Annotated in this window: 20 protein-coding genes; 8 read left to right on the plus strand and 12 right to left on the minus strand. The window is 44.7% G+C overall.

Annotated features, from left to right (window positions below; genetic code table 11):
* Nucleotides 1–10 precede the first annotated feature (10 nt).
* The gene (dnaK, locus tag Q8K48_07170; GenBank protein ID MDP1852179.1) at nt 11–1,852 is read right to left on the minus strand and encodes a molecular chaperone DnaK; all 1,842 of its coding nucleotides are present in this window, start codon (nt 1,850–1,852) and stop codon (nt 11–13) included.
* Between the two features lie 253 nt (nt 1,853–2,105).
* On the opposite strand from dnaK, the gene Q8K48_07175 reads away from it, so the two are divergent.
* Both Q8K48_07175 and Q8K48_07180 read left to right on the plus strand, forming a co-directional pair.
* On the plus strand, nt 2,106–3,323 hold the full coding sequence (locus tag Q8K48_07175; GenBank protein MDP1852180.1) for a hypothetical protein: 1,218 nt from the start codon (nt 2,106–2,108) through the stop codon (nt 3,321–3,323).
* The gene (locus Q8K48_07180) at nt 3,320–4,276 is read left to right on the plus strand and encodes a glycosyltransferase family 2 protein (GenBank protein ID MDP1852181.1); all 957 of its coding nucleotides are present in this window, start codon (nt 3,320–3,322) and stop codon (nt 4,274–4,276) included. Before Q8K48_07175 ends, Q8K48_07180 begins: the two co-directional genes overlap by 4 nt.
* On the opposite strand, the gene Q8K48_07185 is transcribed toward Q8K48_07180, so the two are convergent.
* Both Q8K48_07185 and Q8K48_07190 read right to left on the minus strand, forming a co-directional pair.
* Nucleotides 4,266–5,180, minus strand: coding sequence for a hypothetical protein (locus tag Q8K48_07185; GenBank protein ID MDP1852182.1), 915 nt, complete (start codon nt 5,178–5,180; stop codon nt 4,266–4,268). The two genes, Q8K48_07180 and Q8K48_07185, sit on opposite strands and share 11 nt — an antisense overlap.
* A gap of 6 nt (nt 5,181–5,186) precedes the next feature.
* Entirely contained in the window at nt 5,187–6,320 is a 1,134-nt protein-coding gene (locus Q8K48_07190) for a hypothetical protein (protein ID MDP1852183.1), read from the minus strand.
* 63 nt (nt 6,321–6,383) lie between these two features.
* Here Q8K48_07190 and Q8K48_07195 point away from each other — a divergent pair, with 63 nt between their 5' ends.
* The 3 genes from Q8K48_07195 to Q8K48_07205 all read left to right on the plus strand — a co-directional run bounded on the left by Q8K48_07195 (nt 6,384) and on the right by Q8K48_07205 (nt 10,705).
* Nucleotides 6,384–8,438 (plus strand): (Fe-S)-binding protein, encoded by a 2,055-nt coding sequence (locus tag Q8K48_07195; protein MDP1852184.1) that lies wholly within the window; start codon nt 6,384–6,386, stop codon nt 8,436–8,438.
* 74 nt (nt 8,439–8,512) lie between these two features.
* Complete coding sequence (locus Q8K48_07200; protein MDP1852185.1) at nt 8,513–9,226, plus strand: response regulator transcription factor; 714 nt, start codon at nt 8,513–8,515, stop codon at nt 9,224–9,226.
* Nucleotides 9,227–9,229: 3 nt separating this feature from the next.
* Nucleotides 9,230–10,705, plus strand: coding sequence for a HAMP domain-containing sensor histidine kinase (locus Q8K48_07205; protein ID MDP1852186.1), 1,476 nt, complete (start codon nt 9,230–9,232; stop codon nt 10,703–10,705).
* Nucleotides 10,706–10,714: 9 nt separating this feature from the next.
* On the opposite strand, the gene Q8K48_07210 is transcribed toward Q8K48_07205, so the two are convergent.
* The 4 genes from Q8K48_07210 to dcd are packed head-to-tail and all read right to left on the minus strand — an operon-like array spanning nt 10,715 to nt 14,088.
* A complete protein-coding gene (locus Q8K48_07210; protein ID MDP1852187.1) occupies nt 10,715–11,611 on the minus strand; it encodes a M48 family metalloprotease in 897 nt (298 codons plus the stop codon).
* A gap of 5 nt (nt 11,612–11,616) precedes the next feature.
* The gene (locus Q8K48_07215; GenBank protein MDP1852188.1) at nt 11,617–12,168 is read right to left on the minus strand and encodes a LemA family protein; all 552 of its coding nucleotides are present in this window, start codon (nt 12,166–12,168) and stop codon (nt 11,617–11,619) included.
* Between the two features lie 6 nt (nt 12,169–12,174).
* Nucleotides 12,175–13,491, minus strand: a complete 1,317-nt coding sequence (locus tag Q8K48_07220) for a hypothetical protein (protein MDP1852189.1) — start codon at nt 13,489–13,491, stop codon at nt 12,175–12,177.
* A gap of 18 nt (nt 13,492–13,509) precedes the next feature.
* On the minus strand, nt 13,510–14,088 hold the full coding sequence (gene dcd / locus Q8K48_07225) for a dCTP deaminase (protein MDP1852190.1): 579 nt from the start codon (nt 14,086–14,088) through the stop codon (nt 13,510–13,512).
* Between the two features lie 101 nt (nt 14,089–14,189).
* Between dcd and Q8K48_07230 the strand changes: the two genes are divergently transcribed.
* Nucleotides 14,190–16,013 (plus strand): acyl-CoA dehydrogenase, encoded by a 1,824-nt coding sequence (locus tag Q8K48_07230; GenBank protein MDP1852191.1) that lies wholly within the window; start codon nt 14,190–14,192, stop codon nt 16,011–16,013.
* Nucleotides 16,014–16,030: 17 nt separating this feature from the next.
* Nucleotides 16,031–16,951 (plus strand): EamA family transporter, encoded by a 921-nt coding sequence (locus Q8K48_07235; protein MDP1852192.1) that lies wholly within the window; start codon nt 16,031–16,033, stop codon nt 16,949–16,951.
* A 26-nt stretch (nt 16,952–16,977) separates the two neighbouring features.
* On the opposite strand, the gene dnaB is transcribed toward Q8K48_07235, so the two are convergent.
* Entirely contained in the window at nt 16,978–18,426 is a 1,449-nt protein-coding gene (gene dnaB / locus Q8K48_07240) for a replicative DNA helicase (protein ID MDP1852193.1), read from the minus strand.
* Between the two features lie 273 nt (nt 18,427–18,699).
* On the minus strand, nt 18,700–21,144 hold the full coding sequence (locus Q8K48_07245; protein ID MDP1852194.1) for an FAD-dependent oxidoreductase: 2,445 nt from the start codon (nt 21,142–21,144) through the stop codon (nt 18,700–18,702).
* Nucleotides 21,145–21,173: 29 nt separating this feature from the next.
* Between Q8K48_07245 and Q8K48_07250 the strand changes: the two genes are divergently transcribed.
* Nucleotides 21,174–22,088: a phosphotransferase gene (locus tag Q8K48_07250; GenBank protein MDP1852195.1), complete on the plus strand. Its 915-nt coding sequence runs from the start codon at nt 21,174–21,176 to the stop codon at nt 22,086–22,088.
* Nucleotides 22,089–22,170: 82 nt separating this feature from the next.
* Here Q8K48_07250 and Q8K48_07255 read toward each other — a convergent pair whose 3' ends face one another.
* The 3 genes from Q8K48_07255 to rplI form a co-directional block, all read right to left on the minus strand.
* Nucleotides 22,171–22,611, minus strand: coding sequence for a HEPN domain-containing protein (locus Q8K48_07255; GenBank protein ID MDP1852196.1), 441 nt, complete (start codon nt 22,609–22,611; stop codon nt 22,171–22,173).
* A 44-nt stretch (nt 22,612–22,655) separates the two neighbouring features.
* Nucleotides 22,656–23,240, minus strand: coding sequence for a winged helix-turn-helix domain-containing protein (locus tag Q8K48_07260; protein MDP1852197.1), 585 nt, complete (start codon nt 23,238–23,240; stop codon nt 22,656–22,658).
* A gap of 163 nt (nt 23,241–23,403) precedes the next feature.
* Complete coding sequence (gene rplI, locus Q8K48_07265) at nt 23,404–23,850, minus strand: 50S ribosomal protein L9 (protein MDP1852198.1); 447 nt, start codon at nt 23,848–23,850, stop codon at nt 23,404–23,406.
* Nucleotides 23,851–23,861 lie beyond the last annotated feature (11 nt).

The raw sequence follows: 23,861 nt of genomic DNA on the forward strand, positions 1-23,861 counted from the left end.
CTTTTGTGTCTCATTTAGCTGGCTCTTCGTCAATTACCTCAGCATCTTCAACGCCATCTTCATGCGCTGCGCTTTCACTCTCAGAAGCACCAGCTGCTGCGGCACCGGCATAAAGGGCTGCACCTAGAGCTTGACTAACAGTTGCAACTTTTTCAGTTGCACTCTTGATCATTTCGAAGTTAGAACCACCGAGAGCGGTCTGCAGTTCGGTAAGAGCTGCCTCTGTCTCAGTCTTCTTTTCGAGTGCATCGCCTTCGCTGAGTTTTTCCTCATTATCTTTAATAAACTTCTGAGTTGAGTAAAGAAGTGAGTCACCAGCGTTGCGGATTTCAGCCTCTTCTTTGCGCTGACGATCTTCTTCAGCATGTGATTCGGCATCCTCCATCATGCGTGAGATCTCATCTTTTGAAAGCGCTGAGCCACCAGTAATAGTCATGCTCTGCTCTTTACCAGTACCAAGATCCTTAGCCGATACGTGAACGATCCCGTTGGCATCGATGTCAAAAGTAACTTCGATCTGTGGGACTCCACGTGGGGCAGGTGGCAGACCAGTGAGTTCGAACATGCCCAATTTCTTGTTATAAGCCGCCATTTCGCGCTCACCCTGATAGGCCTGAATCTGTACCGCTGGCTGATTATCATCGGCAGTTGTAAATACTTCACTGCGCTTTGTAGGAATCGTTGTATTGCGCTCGATCAATCGAGTCATTACTCCGCCCTTAGTTTCGATACCGAGAGATAGTGGTGTTACATCAAGGAGTAGAACATCCTTAACTTCACCCTTTAATACACCGGCTTGTAAAGAGGCTCCAACGGCTACGACCTCATCAGGGTTTACACCCTTATTTGGCTCTTTTCCGCCAGTCAGCTCTTTTACAAGTTCAACAACTGCTGGCATACGAGTTGATCCACCAACAAGTACAACACTTTGAATCTTGCTAATTGGAATTCCGGCATCTTTTAATACTGCCTGGAATGGCTTCTTGCAACGATCAAGTAATGATCCTGTTAACTGTTGGAACTGTGCGCGCGTAATGGTCTCATCCATGAACAGTGGATTTTTCCCAGCATCAACGGTGATATATGGAAGGTTAATCGATGCAGATTGTGAGGACGAAAGTTCGATCTTTGCTTTCTCTGCAGCTTCACGAATACGTTGCATCGCCATCTTGTCTTTAGTTAAATCAATTCCGTTTTGTGAACCAAAGTTTTGTACTAAGAAGTCAACGAGAGCTTGATCCCAGTCATCTCCACCTAAGTGGTTATCGCCATTGGTTGCCTTGACTTCAACAACGCCGTCTCCGATTTCAAGAAGTGATACGTCGAAAGTTCCGCCACCTAAGTCAAAGACAAGAATCGTCTGCTCTTGTTCGGCTTTATCTAAACCATATGCGAGCGCTGCAGCTGTTGGCTCGTTGATGATGCGCAAAACGTTGAGGCCTGCAATTTCACCGGCCTCTTTTGTTGCCTGGCGCTGTGCATCATTAAAATATGCAGGCACGGTAATAACCGCATCTGTCACAGTTTCACCTAAGTACGATTCAGCATCACGCTTTAGCTTCTGCAATACGCGGGCTGAAATCTCTTGTGCTGTGTACTTTTTGCCATCGATATCAATTGACCAGTTAGTACCCATGTGACGCTTCACTGAGCGGATCGTGCGATCGACGTTAGTCACCGATTGGCGCTTAGCCACCTCACCGACGAGGACCTCGCCATTTTTTGCGAAGGCCACAATCGACGGTGTCGTTCGGGCGCCTTCAGCATTGGCGATAACGGTAGGTTCGCCACCCTCTAGGACCGATACGCAACTATTTGTCGTTCCGAGGTCGATTCCAACTGCTCTAGCCATTTATAACGCTCCTTTTATCTCGCTCGAGCCTGGGATAGGGTCGAGGCCTGCTTTAAACTTGAGTCCATCCTACTCAAAAGGTTGAGTTGAAGCGACTCAGGTTTGTTACTTATGTAAACCTAGAGGGTGATGGGTTTATTCCCCTTCTGGCTGGGCTGGGCTTTCGGTGGTCGCCACTATTCTTGTGAAGTTGCTTCACTGTTCATTTTCAATTCTCCGTGGGTATCGGGTGATTTTTAGGGGGGTCGGGGCAATGCCACATTTAATAAGCCGGAAGATAAAGAATGGCTTTCTCCTGACCCGTGGAATCTCGTCTTTGTTAGCTCTCGTATTCTCGCTTTATTACAGTAAATCGCTGGGTATAGAAAAGCGATCTCTTGTCACCTTGATGCTTGTTGTCATTGTGATTGTGATGGTCGCACTCACTTCTGGAATTGGATTGACCTTTCGCAAATTCACTGTTTCAAACCCTGAATTTATTTCACTCTCCGCTTACTTATACACAAATCTGATTCTGGCCTTCTTAGTTTCAGGATTTTCTATAGGCGTACTTCTTCTGTACTCGGCTTCGAATGTTTCGATTCCAACGACTCTTCTGTATTTAGCAGCTATCTATGCTTTTCTTGGAGCTTTGGATTTTAACTTTCACCAAGGCTTAATTGCGTATGGATTATTTAAGATTGCATCCATCCTTGATCTACTAACCATTGTCATTCAAATTTCTGTATTTTTTCTATTTTCTCTTTCAAACCAAGTAAGTATTGCCGCTTCGTTGTTTACCTCATTGATTATTTCTTACATCACTTCAGTTGTTTCCTCTGCTCTTATTCTACTGGTTCACACCAATGCAAGTATTACGCCTTCCTGGAAAGAAATTGGCCTTCTAATCAAAACTTCAACCCCATTCCATATTGTCGGCATCGCAAGTGGTTTTGCCGACAGAATTGATCGAATTGTCATTGCATGGTTTCTACCACTTGGAGTTCTAGGAAAATTTGCAGTCGGAACAAGTCTTTTGACTTACTTACGTTTTTTACCAGAAGCATTTTCACGATTGATTGTCAGCGGACAAAGTAGCTTTTCATTGAGTACCTACAAATTGATTGGTAAATCTTGGTTCGCACGTTTAATTATTGGAGTTTTTATATCTTCAGTTTTCGCCGCTTTTTCCCAAATTTTGATCGTAGTAGTTCTTGGAAAAGATTGGTTAGTCCCATTTATCGTGCTGCTAGGGTTTTCAACACAAGAGCTAATTCGAGGTTATTTTCAAATAAGAATCTCAGCACTTGTTGCTGAAGGTCGGGAAAATGTTGTGGCAAAGTTGTCATTTCTATTAATTGCATTCTCGACAATATTCAGTCTAATTGGCGTAAAATTGGCCGGTTTAATAGGTGTGCCTATTGGTATAGCGGTTACTTATTTAATATTAATAATTTTTTCCTACAAAAAACTAAACGGAATTGCTAAATGAGTCCAACAGTTTCGGTAATCATTCCACTCTATAACAAGGAGAAGTGGATTGAAAAAACCTTATCTTCCCTATTGAACCAGAGCTTTACCGATTGGGAAGCAATCATTGTTGACGATGGTTCTACCGACAGTAGTGTCGAGGTTGTGGAGGAATTCATTCTAAAGAATCCAGGAAATTGGGTTCTAATAAAGAATCGAAATGCTGGTCAATGTCGAACCAGAAATTCAGGAATAGCAAAGGCGACAGGTGAATATGTTGCTTTCCTTGATGCCGATGATATTTGGTCAAAAAATAAACTGTTTGATCAAGTTCAAGTATTAAGAAAAAATAGCGATGTATCTCTAGTTATATGCCCCTACCTGATTTTTAGCGACACAAATAGAATCACTAACTTCAGGCTTGTTTTGCATAAGAATACCAAGGTGCTACTTAACCGCTGGTTAAGAATGCAGGGTTATGGTGCCGGCACAGAGTCAACTGGCATGACTCGCACTTCAATTTTAAGAGAGGTCGGTGGATTTGATGAAAACCTATCAACATCGGCCGGACTCTATTTAACTATCGAGTTGGCAAATCGAGGTCGCGTTGTATTTTCTAATAAATCTCTGATGGCTTACAGAATTCACACCGGACAATGGCACTCAAATACCGAAATTTTGTCAAGGGATATGGCAGCACTTAGAACCCGACCAATAAAAATAATGGGTAAGGTTCCAAAGGCGTTCGATTCTTGGCACTCGGCCTATATAGAAATCGCGAAAACCAGGCAAAATGGTCGGCTGCTAAGCACTCTATTCTCGGGCAATATTCTCAGCAAGACATTTCTGGTTCGCTGGGTACTTGCACTCAATATCTTGTCGAGAAACGTATCTTCTCGTATTCGTGGCAAATTCGCCAAACAAATTTGCCATTTTTCGCCTGTAGAATTTCAAGATTTTACCTCTAGGTTTTAGTCTTTAATTTACTTCTTAAAATTAAAATCGCTATCGCCCCGAAAAGGCTAGCCTTTGACCGAATCGAGTTATTCATATCGATTCTCGGCACAATCGGTACATTTCCAATTTTTCTCCAAGTAGATCCTGAGAAAATCAACTCATAACCTTCTTCGATAATTAGTTTTATTTTTTCATCATCCATTTGACCGTGAGGAGAGGCAAAATATGGTTTCATTTTATGTATTTCATGAAAATTTGTTGCGTTTACATAGAGGTTCTCTTTAATTTCCTCTTGGGTAAGACTATTGCCATACCAGTGATTCAGAAAATGATCTCCCAGGGATACTCGGTTTAACGAAATTAGCTCCTTTAACTCCTCTTCGTTCAGATATGGTCCAGAAAAATCCTTCAAACTCTCCAATTCAACATTGGAAAGTTTTGATAACAATTCTCTCATTACTTTTGGTTTCGACTCAGACCATTTGATTTCCTGTGCTGACTGGATGGCTCTAAAATGTATCAATGCTGATGAGTTGAATTGTCCATAAATAGTCTCAAGATTAAGTAGATGGATAGATGGAATCCCTAATACCTCCAAAGTTTTTGCCGCCCCTAACGCTCCTTTATACCCATCATCAAACGTGATAAGACATCCTGACTTGCTAATCCAAAGTTTGTCTTCCAATGGGTCAATCAACTTAAAATTGGCAGTCAATAAGGCAATCTGCTTCTTGAAATTCTTGTTACTTGAATAAGTATTTGTTAATCGTGCATGTCCTCTTGGGGTATCGCCAACCTCGTGGAAAACAAAAGCGATAATTCTTGACTTGTGCCCTGGTGCACCTATGAGCAAATACGCACATCCTATTATCCGCTTTGCAAGGTTGAGAATCTTGCGTCTTAGCATTTGCCCTGGATTCACTTTGGATTAGCCATTGTCACTCCAACCAATGTGAAAATCCCCAAACTCTGATGCATTATCAGAATCGGAATTTCTAAAATCTTTGCTGATTACTGAAACCCTTTTCCGAGGAAAAATGCCTAGTGATAGTTGTTTTACGTTGGCGGGCCGCCCATGCTCCCAAAAAGAAATAGTTTCGGTGTTTCGATTGTATGAGCGCAATTTTGAGATAAATAGAGAAAGGCTCCTTTGGATTTTTTCATCAGAGAAAAGCCAGTCAGAGACTACAAAACTACTTACTCCGGATGATCTAAGGACCTCGGTAGAAATGAAAACTCCTCTTTTAGCCCCTTTGACAGTCACCTGAAAGAATCGATATTTCTGATTAGGATGCAGAACGTATCGATGGTAGAGAACTTGATAATTATTCACCAGGTATATTTTATTCGGATTATGTTCAGTGACGTAAATTCCTTTATTGTAATTTTCTAAGAATTCGAAATTAGATATCTCATATAGTGAATTCTTTCCGAGTATTAAGTAGCTAAGTCCGCGAGTATATATTTGAACTATAGATTGAGATATATTTAATATCCAACGGATTCTCTTTAGTGGTGCAAACTCTGGAGTCAATATTACTTTTGAATATATATTGCCCTTGTCAATTTCCTTGAATTTCAGTCGTTTAAGATATGGAGGTTTCGAGTTTTCATTAGGCGTGCCATAAATAAAATGAACGCCATTCAATTTCGCACGAGCAATTGTTTCACTAACTAGTCTTCCAAATATACTAACTGTATAATATTTGTCCGTATCTGTACCAGGAGGTCGAGGTGAAATGCATTTACCGTTTTTGCGGAAATTAGGGTGGGTGAATGTGTCGCCAATTTCAATAGCTTCTATTAATTTGTCATTTTCAATAAGAATTTTCCGTGTTCCTGAGGCTGTGCCTACTACCAACCCATTACTCATGGCGACTGTTAGAAATCCTTTCCCAGCCGGATTACCTGAACCCAGCTTCCAGGTAAATAATTCTGGAGTGCATTTTGGATAGAAAACTCCTGGGAAATGTTCGTTAAAGAAATCAGAGACCAGTTGCAATCCAGATGGATCTAGGTCATCTAGCGACCTAACTTCCCAATCTTGATTAAGGAGATCCATTTTTAGTTTCCCTAACACTGGTGAGCCCGAAATTTACTAGTTTATTGGACTATTCTATCCAACATGTCCCATCTATTTGTCTACCAATTTGTCGCTTACGGAATAACGGTTATAGGCCTTGCCCTCATGGGGGTTCGGACTCGGCAATTAATTGGAATTTATAAGAAAGGTCAGCCCGACCCAACGAGAAGCAATGATCGTGGCAGGCGCTTGCGCATGGCATTTGGAGAGATTTTTGGTCACACCAAGATGTTTAACTTCACGGTTGTGGGTTTTGCCCACTGGTTCGTCATGATTGGCTTTGTTGTTTTGTTTGGAACACTGATTACCGCTTATGGACAATTAATTACTCCGGAGTTTGCACTGCCAATCATCGGCCATTTATGGATATATGAATACTTTACTGAGCTAATTGCATGGGCAACAGGTGTTGGAATTCTCGTGTTGATCGGCATTCGTCAATTCACGCGAATTACAAAGAAAGATCGGACATCTCGTTTTTATGGTTCAGGAATGCTCAAGGGTTATTACGTAGAGGCAACGATTCTTGTAATCGTTTTTTGTGTAATTGCATTGCGTGGCTTAGAGGGTGCTTTATCTGATGAGGTTGATTGGAACCGACATTATGTGACAACGTGGTTTTTAGCCTCAATGCTGAAGTCATGGACATTGGGTCAACTCACTTCAGCGGTGCAGCTGATTGCAATGATAAAAATTGTTGTGTCGATGGCTTGGTTTATTGTTATCGCTAGCAACTTAACAATGGGTGTTGCATGGCATCGATTCTTAGCACCATTTAATATCTTTTTTCGACGCAATGCCGATGGCAAATCTTCACTTGGTCCACTACCTGCGATGTTGTCACATGGTGAGGTTATTAATTTTGAAGATCCAAAAGATGACGATGTCTTTGGACTTGGTACCCGTGCCGATATAACGTGGAAGGGTCTGTTGGACATGACTTCGTGCACGGAGTGTGGCCGTTGTCAGTCTCAATGCCCAGCCTGGCACACTGAAAAACCGCTTTCTCCAAAGCTTTTAATCATGGCAATGCGCGATCATGCCTTTGCTAAAACAGTTGAAAATGAGGCGATGGCAGGCGAAGGTGCACCTATTTCACTTGATGTTTTGTGGTCTTGCACAACCTGCGGTGCTTGCGTTAATGAATGTCCTGTTGATATTGAACACATTGATCACATTGTTAATATGCGCCGCTTCCAAGTATTAGTTGAATCAAACTTTCCAAGTGAGCTCGGTGGAACTTTCCGAAACTTAGAACAAACCGGTAATCCTTGGGGTGCAAATAAAAATGATCGTGAGGCATGGATCGCCGAATGTGATTTTCCAATTCGAGTCGTTGAAGGTACGTTGCCCGATGAAGTTGAGTATTTATTTTGGGTGGGTTGTGCAGGGGCTTATGACGAACGTGCAAAGAAAACTACTAAAGCAGTTGCAGAACTTCTTTACATGGCCGGAGTTAACTTTGCAGTCCTTGGCAAAAAAGAGACGTGTACTGGTGATCCTGCACGTCGAGCTGGCAATGAATTTCTCTATCAGATCTTGGCTGCGGAAAATATCGAAACATTTAAAGAGGTCTTTGCTGGACGTAGTAAGGGAACAAAGAGGGTCGTTGTTACTTGTCCGCACTGCTTCACAACTATTGGTCGCGATTATGCACAAAGCGGTTTTGAGTTGGAGATGCTTCACCACACGCAGCTACTCAATCAACTTCTGCGCGAGAAAAAGTTGTTACCAATTAAAATGAGCCACACTGCGATGACTTATCACGACCCTTGCTACTTGGGCCGTCACAATGAAATTTATCAACCTCCCCGCGAACTACTGGAAGCAACTGGCGTTGAAATCTCTGAGATGCCACGCAACAAAGAGCGCTCATTCTGCTGTGGTGCTGGTGGTGGCCGTATGTGGATGGAGGAGAAGTTGGGGAGCCAGATCAACCTCAACCGTGTCGATGAAGCGATAGCGACCGGGGCAAAAGAGTTAGCCGTGGCCTGTCCCTTCTGTCGTGTGATGACTAGCGATGGAATCACGGCCCGAGGCTCCGATGTTGAGGTCCTAGACGTTGCCCAAGTTCTTTTGCGCTCGGTCAAAGAGTAGGTACAGCTCAAACCCAGGCCTAGTTATACGCTGAATCTCAGGAAACTCACAGTTTTTAGGGGCACTCTGTAGCCATGACTACAACCGCTGAAAAGACCATGCAACGAATTCTCGTTGTCGATGATGAATCAAGTATTAGCGAACTCATCTCAACCAGCCTTCGCTTTGTCGGCTTTGATGTCCGCACCGCCGCAAATGGTGCTCAAGCTCTGGCGATTGCTGAGGAGTTTAAGCCGCATGCGATGGTTTTAGATGTCATGTTGCCAGATCTAGATGGATTTGCAGTCTGTAAAGCGATTCGCAATGAGGGCGTGAGTACGGGCGTACTTTTTCTCACGGCAAAAGATGGCATGGAGGATAAAGTAAAGGGTTTAACTCTTGGTGGCGATGATTACATGACTAAACCTTTTTCACTTGAAGAGTTAGTTGCACGTCTTCGTGCACTTCTGCGTCGCACCGGTATAACAGAGATTGAAATTGATGATGAGAAGATGCGCTTTGCAGATCTTGAGTTAGATGAGGCAACGCATGAGGTTCGCCGTGCTGGCAACTTACTTGATCTATCACCCACTGAGTTTGCATTAATTCGCTATTTAATTATTAATGCTGATCGTGTAGTTTCTAAATCTCAGATTTTAGATCACGTATGGCAGTACGATTTTCGTGGAGATGCAGGAATCGTAGAAACATATATTTCATATCTACGAAAGAAAATCGATGCTTTTGATCCTCCGCTGATTCACACTGTACGAGGTGTTGGTTATCGTTTACGGATGCCGCCAAAGTAAGTAATGAACTCTCCGATTCGTAACTGGTCACTACGTAACCGTTTAACCGTTGGCGTCTTGCTTCTTTCTGCAATCGGATTTATTGGCGCTGGTTTAACATCGCAATTTCTGCTACGTAGTTACTTAATGAGTCAGGTAGATGAACAACTCAATAGCGTAATTGGTGGAACAACCAACCGCGTAAATGCTGCTGGAATCGTTAATGATGACGAGGTAAACCCTAAACACTCCGAAGATGATGAACATATGCCAATGAGAGCTGCAGCTCCTATGACGCCTTTGAATCGAGTACCAACATCTATCTCTGTCACTGTTTTGGATCCCTTTGGAAATCTTATTGGCGGAATTGGTGGAGATTTAAATACCAATCGAATAGCCGATTATCTAAAAGGGATGATTCCCAGCCAGGTCGCAACTTTTGGAAGTAAACCCTTTACCGTTGAAGCGCCTGGAGCTGATTTTCGAGTTGTAACCCGTGTGCTTCCATCTGCAATGGGCTCTGTTGTAGTTGCACAATCCCTCAGTGATTTCGAGAGAACGGCCAATCGAATTGGTCGGGTTTTTCTATTTATAGGTTTTATAGTTTTGTTCCTCATTGGATTTGCAGCTCGCCAAGTAATCAAATTAAGTATGAAACCCCTTGAGGCCGTTGAGTTGACCGCTGAAAAGATTGCGGCGGGAGATCTCTCTGCTCGCCTTGATAACTTCGAACCCGATACTGAGGTAGGTCGCTTGAGTACCTCCTTAAATACAATGCTTGGACGGATTGAAGAGTCATTTGCGATCCGAACTGAAAGCGAGGACAAGCTTCGACGTTTCGTAGCCGATGCCAGTCACGAGCTTCGTACGCCTTTAACTGCGATTCGAGGTTTTGCCGAACTTCATAGACAAGGCGCGGTTCCAGAAGGCGAAAAAACTAAAGAGCTCATCAGTCGCATTGAAAAAGAATCAATTCGTATGGGTGCATTAGTTGAAGATCTATTGCTACTTGCTCGCATAGATCAATCGCGTCAGATGGAGTTTAAACCCGTTGATCTCGTTCATGTCATTGAAGAGACAGTTGCTTCAGCGAGAGCCGCCGGTCCATCTCATCCAATAGATGTCGATATTCCAAGTGAGCTATACACACTCGGTGACTCTGATCGTATTTACCAAGTGATAACCAATCTCCTTGCTAATGCACGAATTCATACCCCAGAGGGCACGGCGATAACTGTCATTGCTCGCGCCGATGATGATGGTGCATATCTGAGTGTTGCCGATAATGGCCCCGGTTTAAGTGAAGCCGACCAGAAAAGAATTTTTGAGCGTTTTTTCCGTGCAGACCCATCACGACAGAGAAATAGAAACGAAGGTAGCGGGCTTGGTTTATCAATTGTTGACGCCGTAATGGCCGCCCATGGCGGAAAAGTCAGCGTCACATCAAAACCAGGTGAAGGCGCTACTTTTACCTTGTTTTTTCCAAATGCTAAGGCTTAACCTGCTTTTTTAGCTCAACGCCTCCATGGCTTTGAGAACTGCAATCCGTTCAGCGATTGGCGGATGGGTAGAGAATAACTTGGAAACTGCCTTCCCATCCAATGGTGACTCAATCCAAATGTGCGCAACTGATGTTGATTTCTGGCGCACGACAGTTGAATCCGATGCAAGTACTTCTAGCGCACTTCGCAGACCAGCGGGATTGCGGGTGAAGGCAACTGCCGTTGCATCGGCGAGTGATTCACGTTTGCGCGAAATTGCTGATTTTAAAAGTATGGCGGCAAGTGGAGCGAGAATGAGAATTAGAAGTGAAATGATTAAAAGAATTGGATTTCCATTACTGTCTCGATCCCGACGTCCTCCACCAAACCACATCATTCGAGTCATCATGTCACTCAAAATCGCAATCGCGCCAGCAGTTGTCGCAGCCACGGCAGATACCAAAGTATCTCGATTGGCAACATGAGCCAGCTCGTGGGCGATGACGCCTTGAAGTTGATCTCGATCCATCGCCTCCAAAATTCCAGTAGTGAATGCGATGAGTGCATGCTCAGGATTTCTCCCAGTTGCAAAGGCATTAGGAGCACTATCCACCACTATTGCTACTTTAGGCATAGGTAAACCACTTGCGATTGTTACCTCTTGAATTAAGTTAAATAGTTTTGGATTATCTGACTCTTGAATTAACTTAGCCCCAGTCATTGTTATTACTAACTTGTCGGCGCCATAGTACGAACCCCATACTGAAATCAGCGCTATTCCAACTGCAATTGGAACGATGCCCGCTGAAGATGTTCCGAAATAAGTTAGAGCTGCATAGACAACGAGCCAGACAAGCACGGCCATGCCGACAAGCAGACCAACTGTTTTACGCTTATTGGCGGCCTGTTGTGTTCTGAAGTTCATTTAAATTAGAAAGTAACTTTTGGCGCGTTACGATCCTGAGGATCTTCAACCTCGTAAAACTCGCGCTCAGTCACTTTTGCAAAACCGGCAAAGAAATTAGTGGGTACCGTTTTTACAGCGGTATTGAGCGAACGCACATTGTCGTTATAGAACTGACGGCTAAATGCTACTTTGTTTTCAGTCGTTGATAGCTCTTCTTGTAACGCCAAAAAGTTTGTTGACGCCTTTAAATCTGGATAGGCCTCGGCAACAGCCAGTAAACCACGCAGAGCTTGTGTGAGCATTCCATCGGCGGCTGCAACATCGGCAACCGTGGTTGCAGTCGTTGCCTTCGCACGTGCCGTAACAACTGCATCAAAGGTTGACTGCTCGTGCTTGGCATATCCTTTAACGGTTTCAACCAAGTTAGGAATTAAATCGGCACGACGCTTTAACTGAACCTCGATCTGAGCCCACGCCTCATCGACACTAATGTTGAGACGAATCAGGCGGTTGTATTGAGCAACAAAAAAGATTGCTAGAAGAGCAATGACACCAATAATTACAATTATTTCCATAGCCAATTAAACCGCCTTTTCGGCGATTTCATTCCCATAGATCGGCTTTTTCCCAGCTGCGATAATCGAGGCAATTAACAGCAAGACGGCCCAGAGAATGAGAGACTTATGCCTAAAGGCTGTACCCATATTCCCTTCGTAAGATCCAGCGCCAATGCTGTAAAGGGTGAGAAAGATCAGCGAAGGTGCGAGGGGGCCGAAAAATGTAACTTTACGTTTTTTAATCAACATTACAATGATAAAGATAAATGCGCCCAACCAAAGGATGTTTTCGAGAGCTCCAAAAAGGCTAGAAGCGCTGGTCACATCCAGGCCAATCAACGGTCGAAAGAGGAATGTTGAGGCCATATATGGTGCGCGCCAAGCGATGCAGAAATATGTATCAAAGTTTGTTGATGGTCGATTCACCAATGCCAAACCATCTCTTGGACAACTTTGAGTGACTATTACAGAAGCGGCATCCAATTGATTGACCTGTTGCTTATAGACGGTAATTTCGGCAGCGGTTTTTAATATATTAATTATTTTGTTGCTTGTTGAGGCAATTATACCTGGTGTGGTGGCAGTTGTTCCAGGTGTAACTGTTGGTACGAGTGTAACAGTTGTTCCTGAAACACCTAGCACTATAGAGGCTAAAACTACTGGAATTAGAAATAGTGCTGTTTTCTTCCTTACATTCGCAAGCAGGAAGATCAGAAAGGTTATTCCTAACACCCAGCCGACTTGAGGCCTAGAGCTAAAAGTGAAAACTGTTGCAGCAACTAACACTAAAACCGCTTTAAGAGATAGCCTCTTCTGAAGGTGGAAAATCCAGTAAAGTGAGGCAAAAGCGCTGAGAGCCCAAAACTCTACTGCGCTTTCTCGAAGCCCTAAGAGTGACCAGACAAAGTGGCTAGGCAGAAAAGCGAAAACCACAAAAAGTGCAACCACTAAATTGCTATTTTTTTCCACATAATCTGCGACAGCAACTTGTTTATCAACCGTCTTTAAGAAGATATAAATTATAAGTACTAAAGTTAAAAACCCATAGATTGCCGCTGTTAACCTCACTGAATACAAAGGTGTTATGCCAAGTTGATTAAAAAATGCAGCGGGCCAAAATAAGGCTCGCCCCGATAGATATAAACCCTCTCCATACAGTGGAAAATCTTTTGCAGGGAAGCCTTGTTCTGTCCAATCTGCGACAGCACCATAGGTTCCTTCATCTGGACCTAGAAAACTTGGAGTATTTGGAAGTAGAAGGAATCCAACTACACGAGCAAAAAACGAACAAAAGATAATTGCGTAGAGTTTTCCTCTTAATGTAGTAAGTCGACTCCTCATTGCTCCACAACTTTCGCTTTAATCAAGCTTTGACTTATGGAAGTTTAAGAATGAGCGGCTGGCCGTTGGCCCACGCTGACCTTGATAGCGAGAACCATATTTTTCGCTGCCATATGGATGCTCTGCTGGGGATGAGAGTTTAATGAGGCAGAGTTGGCCAATCTTCATGCCGGGAAATAATTTAACGGGAAGATTTGCCACATTGGAGAGCTCGAGCGTGATGTGTCCACTAAAACCAGGATCGATAAAGCCGGCAGTAGAGTGTGTGAGCAGACCGAGACGACCAAGTGATGATTTCCCCTCTAAACGTCCTGCGATGTCGTCGGGCAGAGTAATCACTTCATAGGTGCTAGCTAAAACAAACTCGCCGGGATGCAAGATAAAGGGCTCGCTGCCTTCAGCTACTACTTCGCGGGTCAACTCGGCCTGTTCGATCGATGGATCAATGACGCTGTATTTATGATTTTCAAAGACTCGGAAAAATTTGTCTAAGCGCACATCCACCGAAGATGGCTGGATCATGGATTCAGAAAAGGGCTCACAGCCCACTCGTCCTGAGGCGATTTCCGCCCGTATGTCGCGATCACTAAGTAGCACGCGCAGAACCCTATCCCTTTAACGCTCTATTTCCGAGGCAAACACATATGAAGCACCGTTTTAGGCTTGCATAAGTTACTGGTGGGTAGCAAAATCACCCCATGAGCCATTACAGCGCCAATCTCCGCGATATTGAATTCTGCCTCTTTGATCTGCTTGAGCGCGACAAAGTTATGGGTACCTCGCTCTACTCCGATGTCGATCGCGATACTGCGATGGGCATGCTTGAGGAGATGAAGCGTTTGTGTGAAAACGATCTTGCCGAATCTTTTATTGAGGGCGATCGTCTTGGAACTGTTTTTAATAAAGAAACTGGCGATGTAACTGTTCCGGCTAGCTTTAAAAAATCTTACGATGCATATGTCGATGGTGAATGGTGGCGGCTCGATGCTCCCGTTGATCTTGGTGGAATGAAAATTCCGCCATCGGTACGGTGGGCAATCGCCGAGATGGTTTTAGGTTCGAACCCAGCAGTTCACATTTACGCATCGGGTTACGCCTTTGCACATGTTGCATATGTTCTCGGTACTCCTGAACAAAAGCAGATTGCAAAACTAATGATTGATCATCATTGGGGCGCAACTATGCAGTTAACCGAACCCGATGCAGGCTCAGATGTTGGCGCTGGTCGAAGCAAGGCCGTGCAGCAAAAAGATGGAACGTGGCACATCACTGGAACAAAACGTTTTATTACATCGGGAGATGCCGATCTTTATGAAAACATTGTGCACTTTGTTCTTGCACGCCGCGAAGGTGGTGGGCCTGGTACAAAGGGACTTTCGCTATTTCTAATTCCAAAGTTTATGTTTGATCAAAAGACCGGTGAACTCGGAAAACGCAACGGTATTTTCGTAACAAACGTTGAGAAGAAGATGGGTCTGAATGTTTCGTCGACATGTGAAATGAATTTGGGAGAACATGAACCGGCAGTTGGTTATTTACTCGGTGATGTCCATCAAGGTATAGCGCAGATGTTTAAAGTTATTGAGTTTGCGCGGATGATGGTTGGTACTAAAGCGATTGCAACGTTATCTGCTGGCTATCAGCAAGCACTTAGCTACGCCAAAGTGCGTGTGCAAGGCGGTGACATGAAGGTTATGAACGATAAAGCTAGTCCCCGTGTCACGATTATTCATCACCCCGATGTACGCCGATCATTAATGGTTCAAAAGTCATACTCTGAAGGTATGCGGGCGTTAGTGCTGTATACCGCCTCAATTCAAGATGAGATTGAGCTTGCCGAACTAGAAGGTGATGCCGACCGCCTTGCCGACATGATTGCGCGTAATGATTTAATGCTTCCAGTTGTGAAGGGCTACGGCTCTGAAAAGTCCTGGACAATTCTTGGAACTGAATCCTTGCAAACATTTGGAGGCTCGGGCTTTACGCAAGACTGGCCATTAGAACAGTACGTTCGCGATGCAAAAATCGATACTTTGTATGAAGGAACAACTGCAATTCAAGGCTTAGATTTCTTCTTCCGCAAGATTGTTAAAGATGGCGGTCGCGCGATAGGCCTGCTTGGTAAAGAGATTCAAAAGTTCGCTGAATCTGGCGGCGCTCATACTCAAGAAAAAGCCGCGCTCTTTACCGCACTCGGCAATCTCAATGGAATCATCTCAGTTCTCATCACTCATGCCATGGAATCACAGGAAGATCCAGAGAAGATTTATACCGTTGGTTTAAACACCTCTCGATGCCTTATGGCAGTTGGCGATATTATTACCGCTTGGTTATTGATTCGTCAGGCCGATATCGCCGCGGAAAAACTACCGAATGCAGGAAAAGATAGCGATTTCTATACAGGAAAGATTGCATCCGCACAGTTCTTTGTCACTAACTTTTTGCCACAGATCGCCGCTGATCGTGTGATAGTTGAGGCAACTAATGGTTCAATCATGAATATTCCAGAAAGCGCCTTTTAAACCACTACTCTTGCAGGGTGTTTACGAAATTCAAGGGGGAGATTCTCACTCTCTTAGGTGCGGTTCTCTTTTCCTTTAATGGAATCGTTGCGAAGTTAATTCTTACCGACGGAGTTTCGTCGATGCGCCTCACGCAAGTGCGCTGTGGCGGCGCCTTTATTATTCTTGGAAGTTATATTTTCTTGCGCTACCGTGAAAAACTGCGTACGACTCTGGCCGAGCTTCCACATTTAGCGATTTATGGAGTAGTTGGGTTTTTAGCGGTCCAGGCCCTTTATTTCGTGGCCATCTCGCGCTTGCACGTGAGTATCGGCTTAATTATGGAGTTCACCGCACCTATTTGGATTGTTCTGTGGTTGCGATATGTGAAAAAGAAGTACGTGCCCCCACTGATGTGGATCGCTATTTTTATGGCCTTTAGTGGCCTTGTCTTGATCGCCCAGGTGTGGAGAAGAAGTACGTTAGATCCGATTGGTGTTATTGCCGCCCTTGCCGATGGAATCATGTTGGCTACATTCTTCCTGCTGGGGGAAAAACTTACAGCTAAGCGCGATGTCGAATCGCTTATGGTCTACGGCTTTGGTTTTGCAACTTTAGCTTTAGCAATCACAATGCCTTTGTGGTCATTTCCAACTGAAATCTTTACTCAGAGTATGAATTTACAGGGTCGCTTTGCCGCTTACAACGTCTCTGGATGGGTGCTGATCGCTTGGGTCATCATCATGGGCACAATCGTTCCGTACTTACTTGTTGTTAATGGATTAAAGCTTTTGTCGGCATCAACGAGCAGTGTTATGGGAATGGCCGAGCCGGTATTAGCTGGGGTTTTTGCATGGATCTGGTTGTCGGAAAATTGGGGCGCAATTCAATTAATTGGTGGAGTAGTGGTGATTATTGGAATTGTATTGGCCGATAAAGCCCGAACTGCCGCACATTAATTGTTAATTAGCTAATTTCCAGCTAGCTAATTTCTTAAACTGTTGTCGTCCGGAGCCACTGCTTCGCGCTGTTGAGTCCAGTCTGTACCAGAGCCAGGGTTCTGAGGCATGTCATAGAAGCGTGCATAGTGCAGTTGCGCCGAGACTGTAATTGTGCGCGTAGGTCCGTTACGGTGCTTAGCTACGATTAAATCAGCTTCACCTGTTCGGTTAGCTTGATCGTACATATCGTCGCGGTGTAACAAGATAACTACATCGGCATCTTGTTCGATCGAACCGGATTCACGTAAATCAGAGAGCATTGGTTTTTTATCGCTGCGCTGTTCGGGAGAACGGTTGAGCTGTGAAATCGCGATAACTGGAATATCTAACTCTTTAGCCATTAACTTTAAGTGACGTGAAAATTCAGAGACCTCTTGCTGACGGTTTTCAACTTTTTTGCCCGAAGACATCAGCTGTAAGTAGTCAATTACAATGAGTTTAAGGTTGTGGCGCTGCTTTAGACGACGGGCCTTTGCCCTAATCTCCATCATGGAAAGGTTAGGCGAGTCATCGATAAATAATGGTGCCTCTGATATTTCACCCATTCGGCGCGCAAGACGCGACCACTCATCATCGGATAATGTACCTGCGCGAATATTATTTAAGCCAACGCGTGCTTCGGCCGATAACATACGCATGGTAATTTCAGATTTCGACATTTCAAGAGAAAAAATAACCGATGTTAAACCATTTGTAATTGATGCATGGCGGGCAATATCTAAACCTAGTGTTGACTTGCCCATTGCAGGACGTGCAGCGAGAATAATCATGTTGCCTGGATGGAAGCCATGGGTTAACGCATCGAGATCTTTAAAGCCAGTCTTAATACCTTCAACACCAATGCCTTTAGATATCGCCTCAATCTCATCGAGTGCCTGTGGTAATAACGTTGAGAGTTGAACGTAATCCTCTGATGATCGACGTTCGGTAACTGCATAAACTTCGGCTTGTGCTTGGTCGACCATGTCATCGACTTCACCTTCGGATGTATAACCCAGTTGCACAATCTTTGTGCCAGCTTCAACCAATCGGCGCATGATTGCATGCTCGCGAACAATCTTTGCGTAATACCCCGCATTGGCTGCCGTTGGTACCGATGAGATAAGTGTATGAAGGTACGGCGCACCACCGGCACGTGCAATATCTCCGCGCTTAGTTAGCTCTGCTGAAACCGTAACGGCATCTGCGGGTTCGCCGCGGCCATACAAATCGATAATCGCATCATAAATTAACTCGTGTGCAGGTCGATAAAAATCACGATCGCGAATAATCTCAATTACATCGGCGATCGCATCTTTTGATAACAACATTCCACCGAGAACTGACTGTTCTGCAATTAAATCTTGAGGTGGTGTTCGTTCGAACTCGGTACCAATGGAGGAGATACTCAGATCGCGAGATGGACGGTTGTTTGGAAGTTCTGCGATGCTCACGCGTATAGCCTCCCACTGACCACTGACGTCCTGACTCCGTGTGCTCAACTTAAATGCGAGCCCCTATCGCATGCGAGAAACTCTTTGAGGCCATGGGGATAAGGTGTGGAGAAAGGGGTGGATAAGCGAGTTTTTCTGTGCAGGAAGCGGTGGATGGACTGTGGATAAGCCCTCGGTCAGACTGTATTTTTCAACAAAGATGCAGGTCAGAGGCGATTTCTATACACACAGGCCTGTGGAGAAAAGTATTTTTGCCCATCTTGCATCGTGAGATTACGTGCGTATTCGCGCATTATCTGGATCGAAAAGAGGCTCGGCTGCGATCACTCCTGGGGACCATATCCCAAAGAGCTCAACATCAACGGCCGTTCCTGGCTCAGAGTATTCGACTGGCAGATAGGCATAGGCGATGGCTTTATTAATTGTGTAGCCCTGACCACCGGATTTAATTCGTCCAACTATTTCATTTTCAATTCGAATTGGCTCAGAACCAAAGGGAACCGATGTTATGTCATCGAAAGTAATTGCAACCAGCTTTCTTGTTTGATTCTCCTTAGCGGCCACTGCTGCCGCTTTTCCGTGGAAGTTTTCCTTCTTCAGCGAAACTGCAAAGCCAAGGCCCGCCTCATAAGGATTAGTTTCAGTATTAATCTCACCTGCCCATGCCCGATAACCTTTTTCTAAACGTAAGGATTCAATTGCACGATAACCACAGGGGATTAAACCTAAATCTTGTCCAGCATCAATAATCTCTTTCCATAGAGTTAATCCATCGGCAACCGGTGCATAAATCTCCCAACCGAGTTCGCCAACATATGTAATTCGAGTTGCACGAACTTTTATATCAGCGAGAGTAATTTCCTGAGAACTCATAAATGGAAAAGCGCTGTGATTTAAATCGGAAGTTGTTAGTGATTGCAAAATCGCACGAGAATTTGGTCCCATGATTCCAAAGCAGGTTAAATCTTGAGTGATATTTGTAATCTCGACCTCATCAAAATTAAACTCTCGACGGATTTTTTCTAGCCAACCAAAATCATGTGTAGCAAAAGCTGTACCTGTCACAATCATGAACTCGTTGTCGCCAGTTTGTGTAACGGTGTAATCAGATTCGATTCCGCCCTTTGAATTGAGTGCTTGCGTGTAAACAGTTTTGCCAACCCCTTTAACTACGTTATTGGCGCATGCAAAATTAAGAAATTCATTCGCTTGTCGACCAGTAATGCGGGCTTTAGCAAAACTCGACTCATCAAATAAGCCTGCAGCGTTTCGTGTTGCATGGTGTTCTACTTGAACAGCTGGCGACCAGTTTATTCCGAGCCATCCGATTGGGCGTAGCGCTTCATCGCCGCTATTGGTTGAGTAGTAATTAACGCGCTCCCACGCGGCTTTTTCACCAAAAACTGCGCCATTATCGCTGTGCCACTGATAGACAGGGGATGTGAATTTTGGTCGTGCGCTTTTTCGCTCTTCACCAGGGTAATGAATGTCGTAATACTCTTCATAGTTTTCAGTAATGCGCTGCAAAGTAAAATCAGGTGATTCATATGATGCACCAAAGCGTTTAATATCCATATGCCATAAGTCCATGGTTGGTTCGCCGGCAACGATCCATTCAGCAACGACTTTCCCAATTCCACCAGCGCCAGCGATTCCGTGGGCGCAGAAACCAGCGGCAACGAAAAACCCTCCCACCGAGGTTTCACCTAAGCAGAACTCATTATCGGGAGTAAAGCCTTCGGGGCCGTTGATAAAGTTTTTAATCCCAACTTCTGCCATTTTCGGTACGCGCTTTTGTGAAGCTTCAGCGATGTCGTAAAATCGATCCCAATCTTCAGGCAGTAATGTATTGTTAAAGTTTGCCGGAATATCATCTACATTATTGTAATCGGCCGACCACGCCTTTGAATTTCTCTCGTACCCGCCCATAAGCAAACCCGATACCTCTTGACGAAAGTAGATGAGGTTGTCTGGATCGCGCAGTGATGGCAGGAATGGTGCATCCTCGGCCATAAAGTTATCGGTAATTAAATATTGATGACTCATTGGCACTATAGGGATTCGTACGTCCACCATTCGGCCGATCTGTGGTGCATACATTCCGCCGCAGTTAACAACTATCTCGCATTCGATCTCACCTTTATCGGTGACAACACTGCTGACTCGACCCTTCATTGTTCTAATTTCTAGAACACGGGTATGGGTAAATATCTGCACACCGTTCTTGCGTGCACCCGCCGCCAGCGCCATCGCTAACTGGGAGGGATCTACTTGGCCATCTGAGCCCATATAACAGGCACCAACAACGCCATCTAAATCGATAAGTGGAAATAGATTCTGCGCCTCTTGAGGCGAGATCTCATGTAAATCCAGACCAAATGTCTTGGCCCATCCAATTTGGCGGCGAATCTCTTGCATGCGCTCAGGTGAGGAGGCCAATTTAATGCTGCCACACTCGCGCCAGCTTGGTGGGGTATCTGTTGCTTGAAGTTTTCGATATAAATCTACGGAGTGCATATTCATTAACGTCAGAGTTGGGTCGGCACGCAGTTGACCGACCAGGCCGGCGCTATGAAAAGTAGATCCGCTTGTTAATTCATTGCGATCTAGGAGAACTACATCTTTCTCACCAAGTTCGGCTAAATGATAGGCAACAGAGGTACCACCAACGCCGCCTCCGATAATGACGATTTTTGCTCTGCTCGGCGCTACTGACATAGACACGCCTTCAAATGTATCCTGAACAGGTGAGTGATGCCAGTGAGTTAGAGCGTGAATTTGCTCAACTCTTTGACAAGGTTGAAAGGTTGCGCTCTCGAATTTCAATTAGTGAACTCTCAGGTGGCCTAACTAATCGGAATTTTCTCATTCAGACTCCAGAGGAAAAATTCGTCGCCCGCGTATCTAGCAACTCTTCCTCACTTTTATCAATTGATCGTGGCTCTGAGTTTATTAATTCGACGATCGCCGGAAAAGGCGGAGTAGGTGCGCAAGTTCTAGATTATCTACCGGGCGAAGGGCTTTTGCTCATCTCCTATATTAAAGGCAAGACATTTGGCCCGGATGATGTCGCTTCAAATCTGAGCCGTATTGCAGAAAGTTTACGTAATTTACATTCACTTGATCTCTTTGATCATGAATTTAACATGTTCACCACTCAGAGGAACTACTTAGGTATCGTGGAATCACAGGGATTTAGAATGCCTGATGGCTACTTAAACTTTGGACCACAGGTTGATGAGATAAAAAAGGCTTTTACGGTTTTATTTGACGGTCTTGTCCCATGTAACAACGACTTGCTGCCGGGCAACTTCATTGATGATGGTGAAAAGATTTGGTTAATCGACTACGAATACTCAGGAAATAATGATGCCTGTTTTGAGATTGGCAATGTCTGGGCTGAAGCATTCTTACCTTTAGATGCTCTGGAAGATTTAGTAACTGCCTACTATGGGCAATATCGCCCCGATAAAGTCGCACGCGCTTGGCTGTGGGCATTAATGGCAAAGTATGGGTGGAGTTTGTGGGCATCGATTCAAAGTTCAGTCTCAGATCTCGACTTTGATTTCTGGGAGTGGGGAATGGCTAAATACGATCTAGCTCGAAGTGAGTTTACAGGCGGGTATTTTCGAGATGCGTTAGTCCAAGTAACGGAGAAATAAAAAAACCCGCCGTATAGAGCCGGTTGGAGGTTTAGCCTTATTAATTGCCAACTAATCGAAGTGAACAAGAGGCCAGAGCTTTCTAGAAAATTGGAAACTTATCTAGAAGCTTCTGCGCAACTTCGACGATCTCTTTCGCTTTTTCTAAATCTTCACGAACATCCTGCTCAGTTAGCTCTGGTTCGGAGACTGAAGGGTATTCACTATTATGGCGAGACCTCCTCAATCTATTGAATGTTGCCATAACTCGACCCATTGGGGGATCAATTTGTGCTTTGAGTGCCTGGTAAATGACCACGTGACCTCCAACTGAAGTGGGCCGTAAACCTTGGACCTCAAGAACTGCGGTGAGAGACTTTCTTGCCGCATCGTAAAGAAGGGCGTAAGCGCCTTCTGTGTCTTCACTGGCCGTTAGATCACACGAGCTCAGGTGATTCCTAGATTGTGCTAATAGTCGCTCAGCATGTTCTCGGCTAGCGACAACCCTCTGCAACTTTCCGCTCACAATAAAATCATCGACCACTTCGCGCCCCTGATCCCATCTCGGCAGTAGTGACGTACTGCCGCTCACTCGGTTTTCTCATTCAATGTGAGAGGCACTAGTGGTTTAGCTCGTACTGTCTTCAGGAACGAACCATCGCCTTTTTTCCAGGCCTGCAACGACACCCTCCTTATGTTGACTTCCCGATATAGTTGAAGTTCGGCACGCTCGGCGGTGGATTGAAGCTCGTCAAGATCGGCGTTACCAACTACTAAAACATCAATGTCGGCGGGCACTGGTCCGCTCTCGCCTGAGTACCGAGCTGCCCAAGAACCGTAAATGTAAGCAGAAACAATCCCTGCAACGCCCGCTAGTTCTTTATTGAGGACTGGAAGTGGACCATGTGTTACAGCGAGCAGGTCAGATAAGGGTTTGAATATTATTGACTCCTTCGAAGCTCTAACGAGGCGAGAATTGCCCTCTTTTCGGTCCTGAATAAAACCAGTCCTTACCAGCCTAGCCACCTCATGCTGCATCCCTGGTACCGAGCTGCCAACTAACTTCGCTGCATCTGTAACGCTAAACTCCTTATCGGGGTTTAGAAATAACAACGCCAATAAATCAGCTTGAGTCCTTGACCTGAGCAACGGGAGTAGTTGAGAAACTTTCATAACTCTTAATGTACATTAAGAGTTATGAAAGTCAAGTATCTGGTCTGATGAGGCTCGAGTGGTAGGGGCGAGCTTGTCCGCTACACCCAATCTGTTCTTCTACAGCTAAGTGAGTCGGTTAGAACCACCGCTCAAGATGATCAAAGCTAGTCCTTATAAATTACTATTCGGCAGCGACGATAACGGTTGCAGTTGCAACAATACTGTGGCCAAGTGAGATTTTGACAGTGTGATTGCCAACCTTCTTGATGTGGCCAGGAAGTTTGATCGCATGACGGTCGATATCTAAACCAACTGCTGCCTTTATGGCTGTTGCAACATCCTTGTCTGTTACTGAGCCGAAAAGAACGCCTTTAGTGCCAACTTTTACCTTTGCAGTAATAGTTGCCGATTCAAGCTTCGCTTTAATCTCTTTAGCGTGGTCGATGTCGCGGACTTCACGAGCAGAACGCGCACGGCGAATGCTCTGGATCTGCTTTTCGCCACCAATTGACCATGCAATTGCATTTCCATTTGGAACTAAGAAGTTGCGCGCAAAGCCATCTTTAACAGTTACGACATCGCCTGCAGAACCTAAGCCTGCAACTTCACGAGTAAGGATGAGTTTCATAAGTGATTCCC

This window comes from Candidatus Planktophila sp. (assembly GCA_030681675.1).
Lineage (GTDB): Bacteria > Actinomycetota > Actinomycetes > Nanopelagicales > Nanopelagicaceae > Planktophila.

Coding starts and splice junctions, on each gene's coding strand:
- dnaK (MDP1852179.1), bottom strand. CDS start 1,852: ATGGCTAGAGCAGTTGGAATCGACCTCGGAACGACAAATAGTTGCGTA.
- Q8K48_07175 (MDP1852180.1), top strand. CDS start 2,106: ATGCCACATTTAATAAGCCGGAAGATAAAGAATGGCTTTCTCCTGACC.
- Q8K48_07180 (MDP1852181.1), top strand. CDS start 3,320: ATGAGTCCAACAGTTTCGGTAATCATTCCACTCTATAACAAGGAGAAG.
- Q8K48_07190 (MDP1852183.1), bottom strand. CDS start 6,320: ATGGATCTCCTTAATCAAGATTGGGAAGTTAGGTCGCTAGATGACCTA.
- Q8K48_07195 (MDP1852184.1), top strand. CDS start 6,384: ATGTCCCATCTATTTGTCTACCAATTTGTCGCTTACGGAATAACGGTT.
- Q8K48_07200 (MDP1852185.1), top strand. CDS start 8,513: ATGACTACAACCGCTGAAAAGACCATGCAACGAATTCTCGTTGTCGAT.
- Q8K48_07205 (MDP1852186.1), top strand. CDS start 9,230: ATGAACTCTCCGATTCGTAACTGGTCACTACGTAACCGTTTAACCGTT.
- Q8K48_07210 (MDP1852187.1), bottom strand. CDS start 11,611: ATGAACTTCAGAACACAACAGGCCGCCAATAAGCGTAAAACAGTTGGT.
- Q8K48_07215 (MDP1852188.1), bottom strand. CDS start 12,168: ATGGAAATAATTGTAATTATTGGTGTCATTGCTCTTCTAGCAATCTTT.
- Q8K48_07220 (MDP1852189.1), bottom strand. CDS start 13,491: ATGAGGAGTCGACTTACTACATTAAGAGGAAAACTCTACGCAATTATC.
- Q8K48_07230 (MDP1852191.1), top strand. CDS start 14,190: ATGAGCCATTACAGCGCCAATCTCCGCGATATTGAATTCTGCCTCTTT.
- Q8K48_07245 (MDP1852194.1), bottom strand. CDS start 21,144: ATGTCAGTAGCGCCGAGCAGAGCAAAAATCGTCATTATCGGAGGCGGC.
- Q8K48_07260 (MDP1852197.1), bottom strand. CDS start 23,240: ATGAAAGTTTCTCAACTACTCCCGTTGCTCAGGTCAAGGACTCAAGCT.
- rplI (MDP1852198.1), bottom strand. CDS start 23,850: ATGAAACTCATCCTTACTCGTGAAGTTGCAGGCTTAGGTTCTGCAGGC.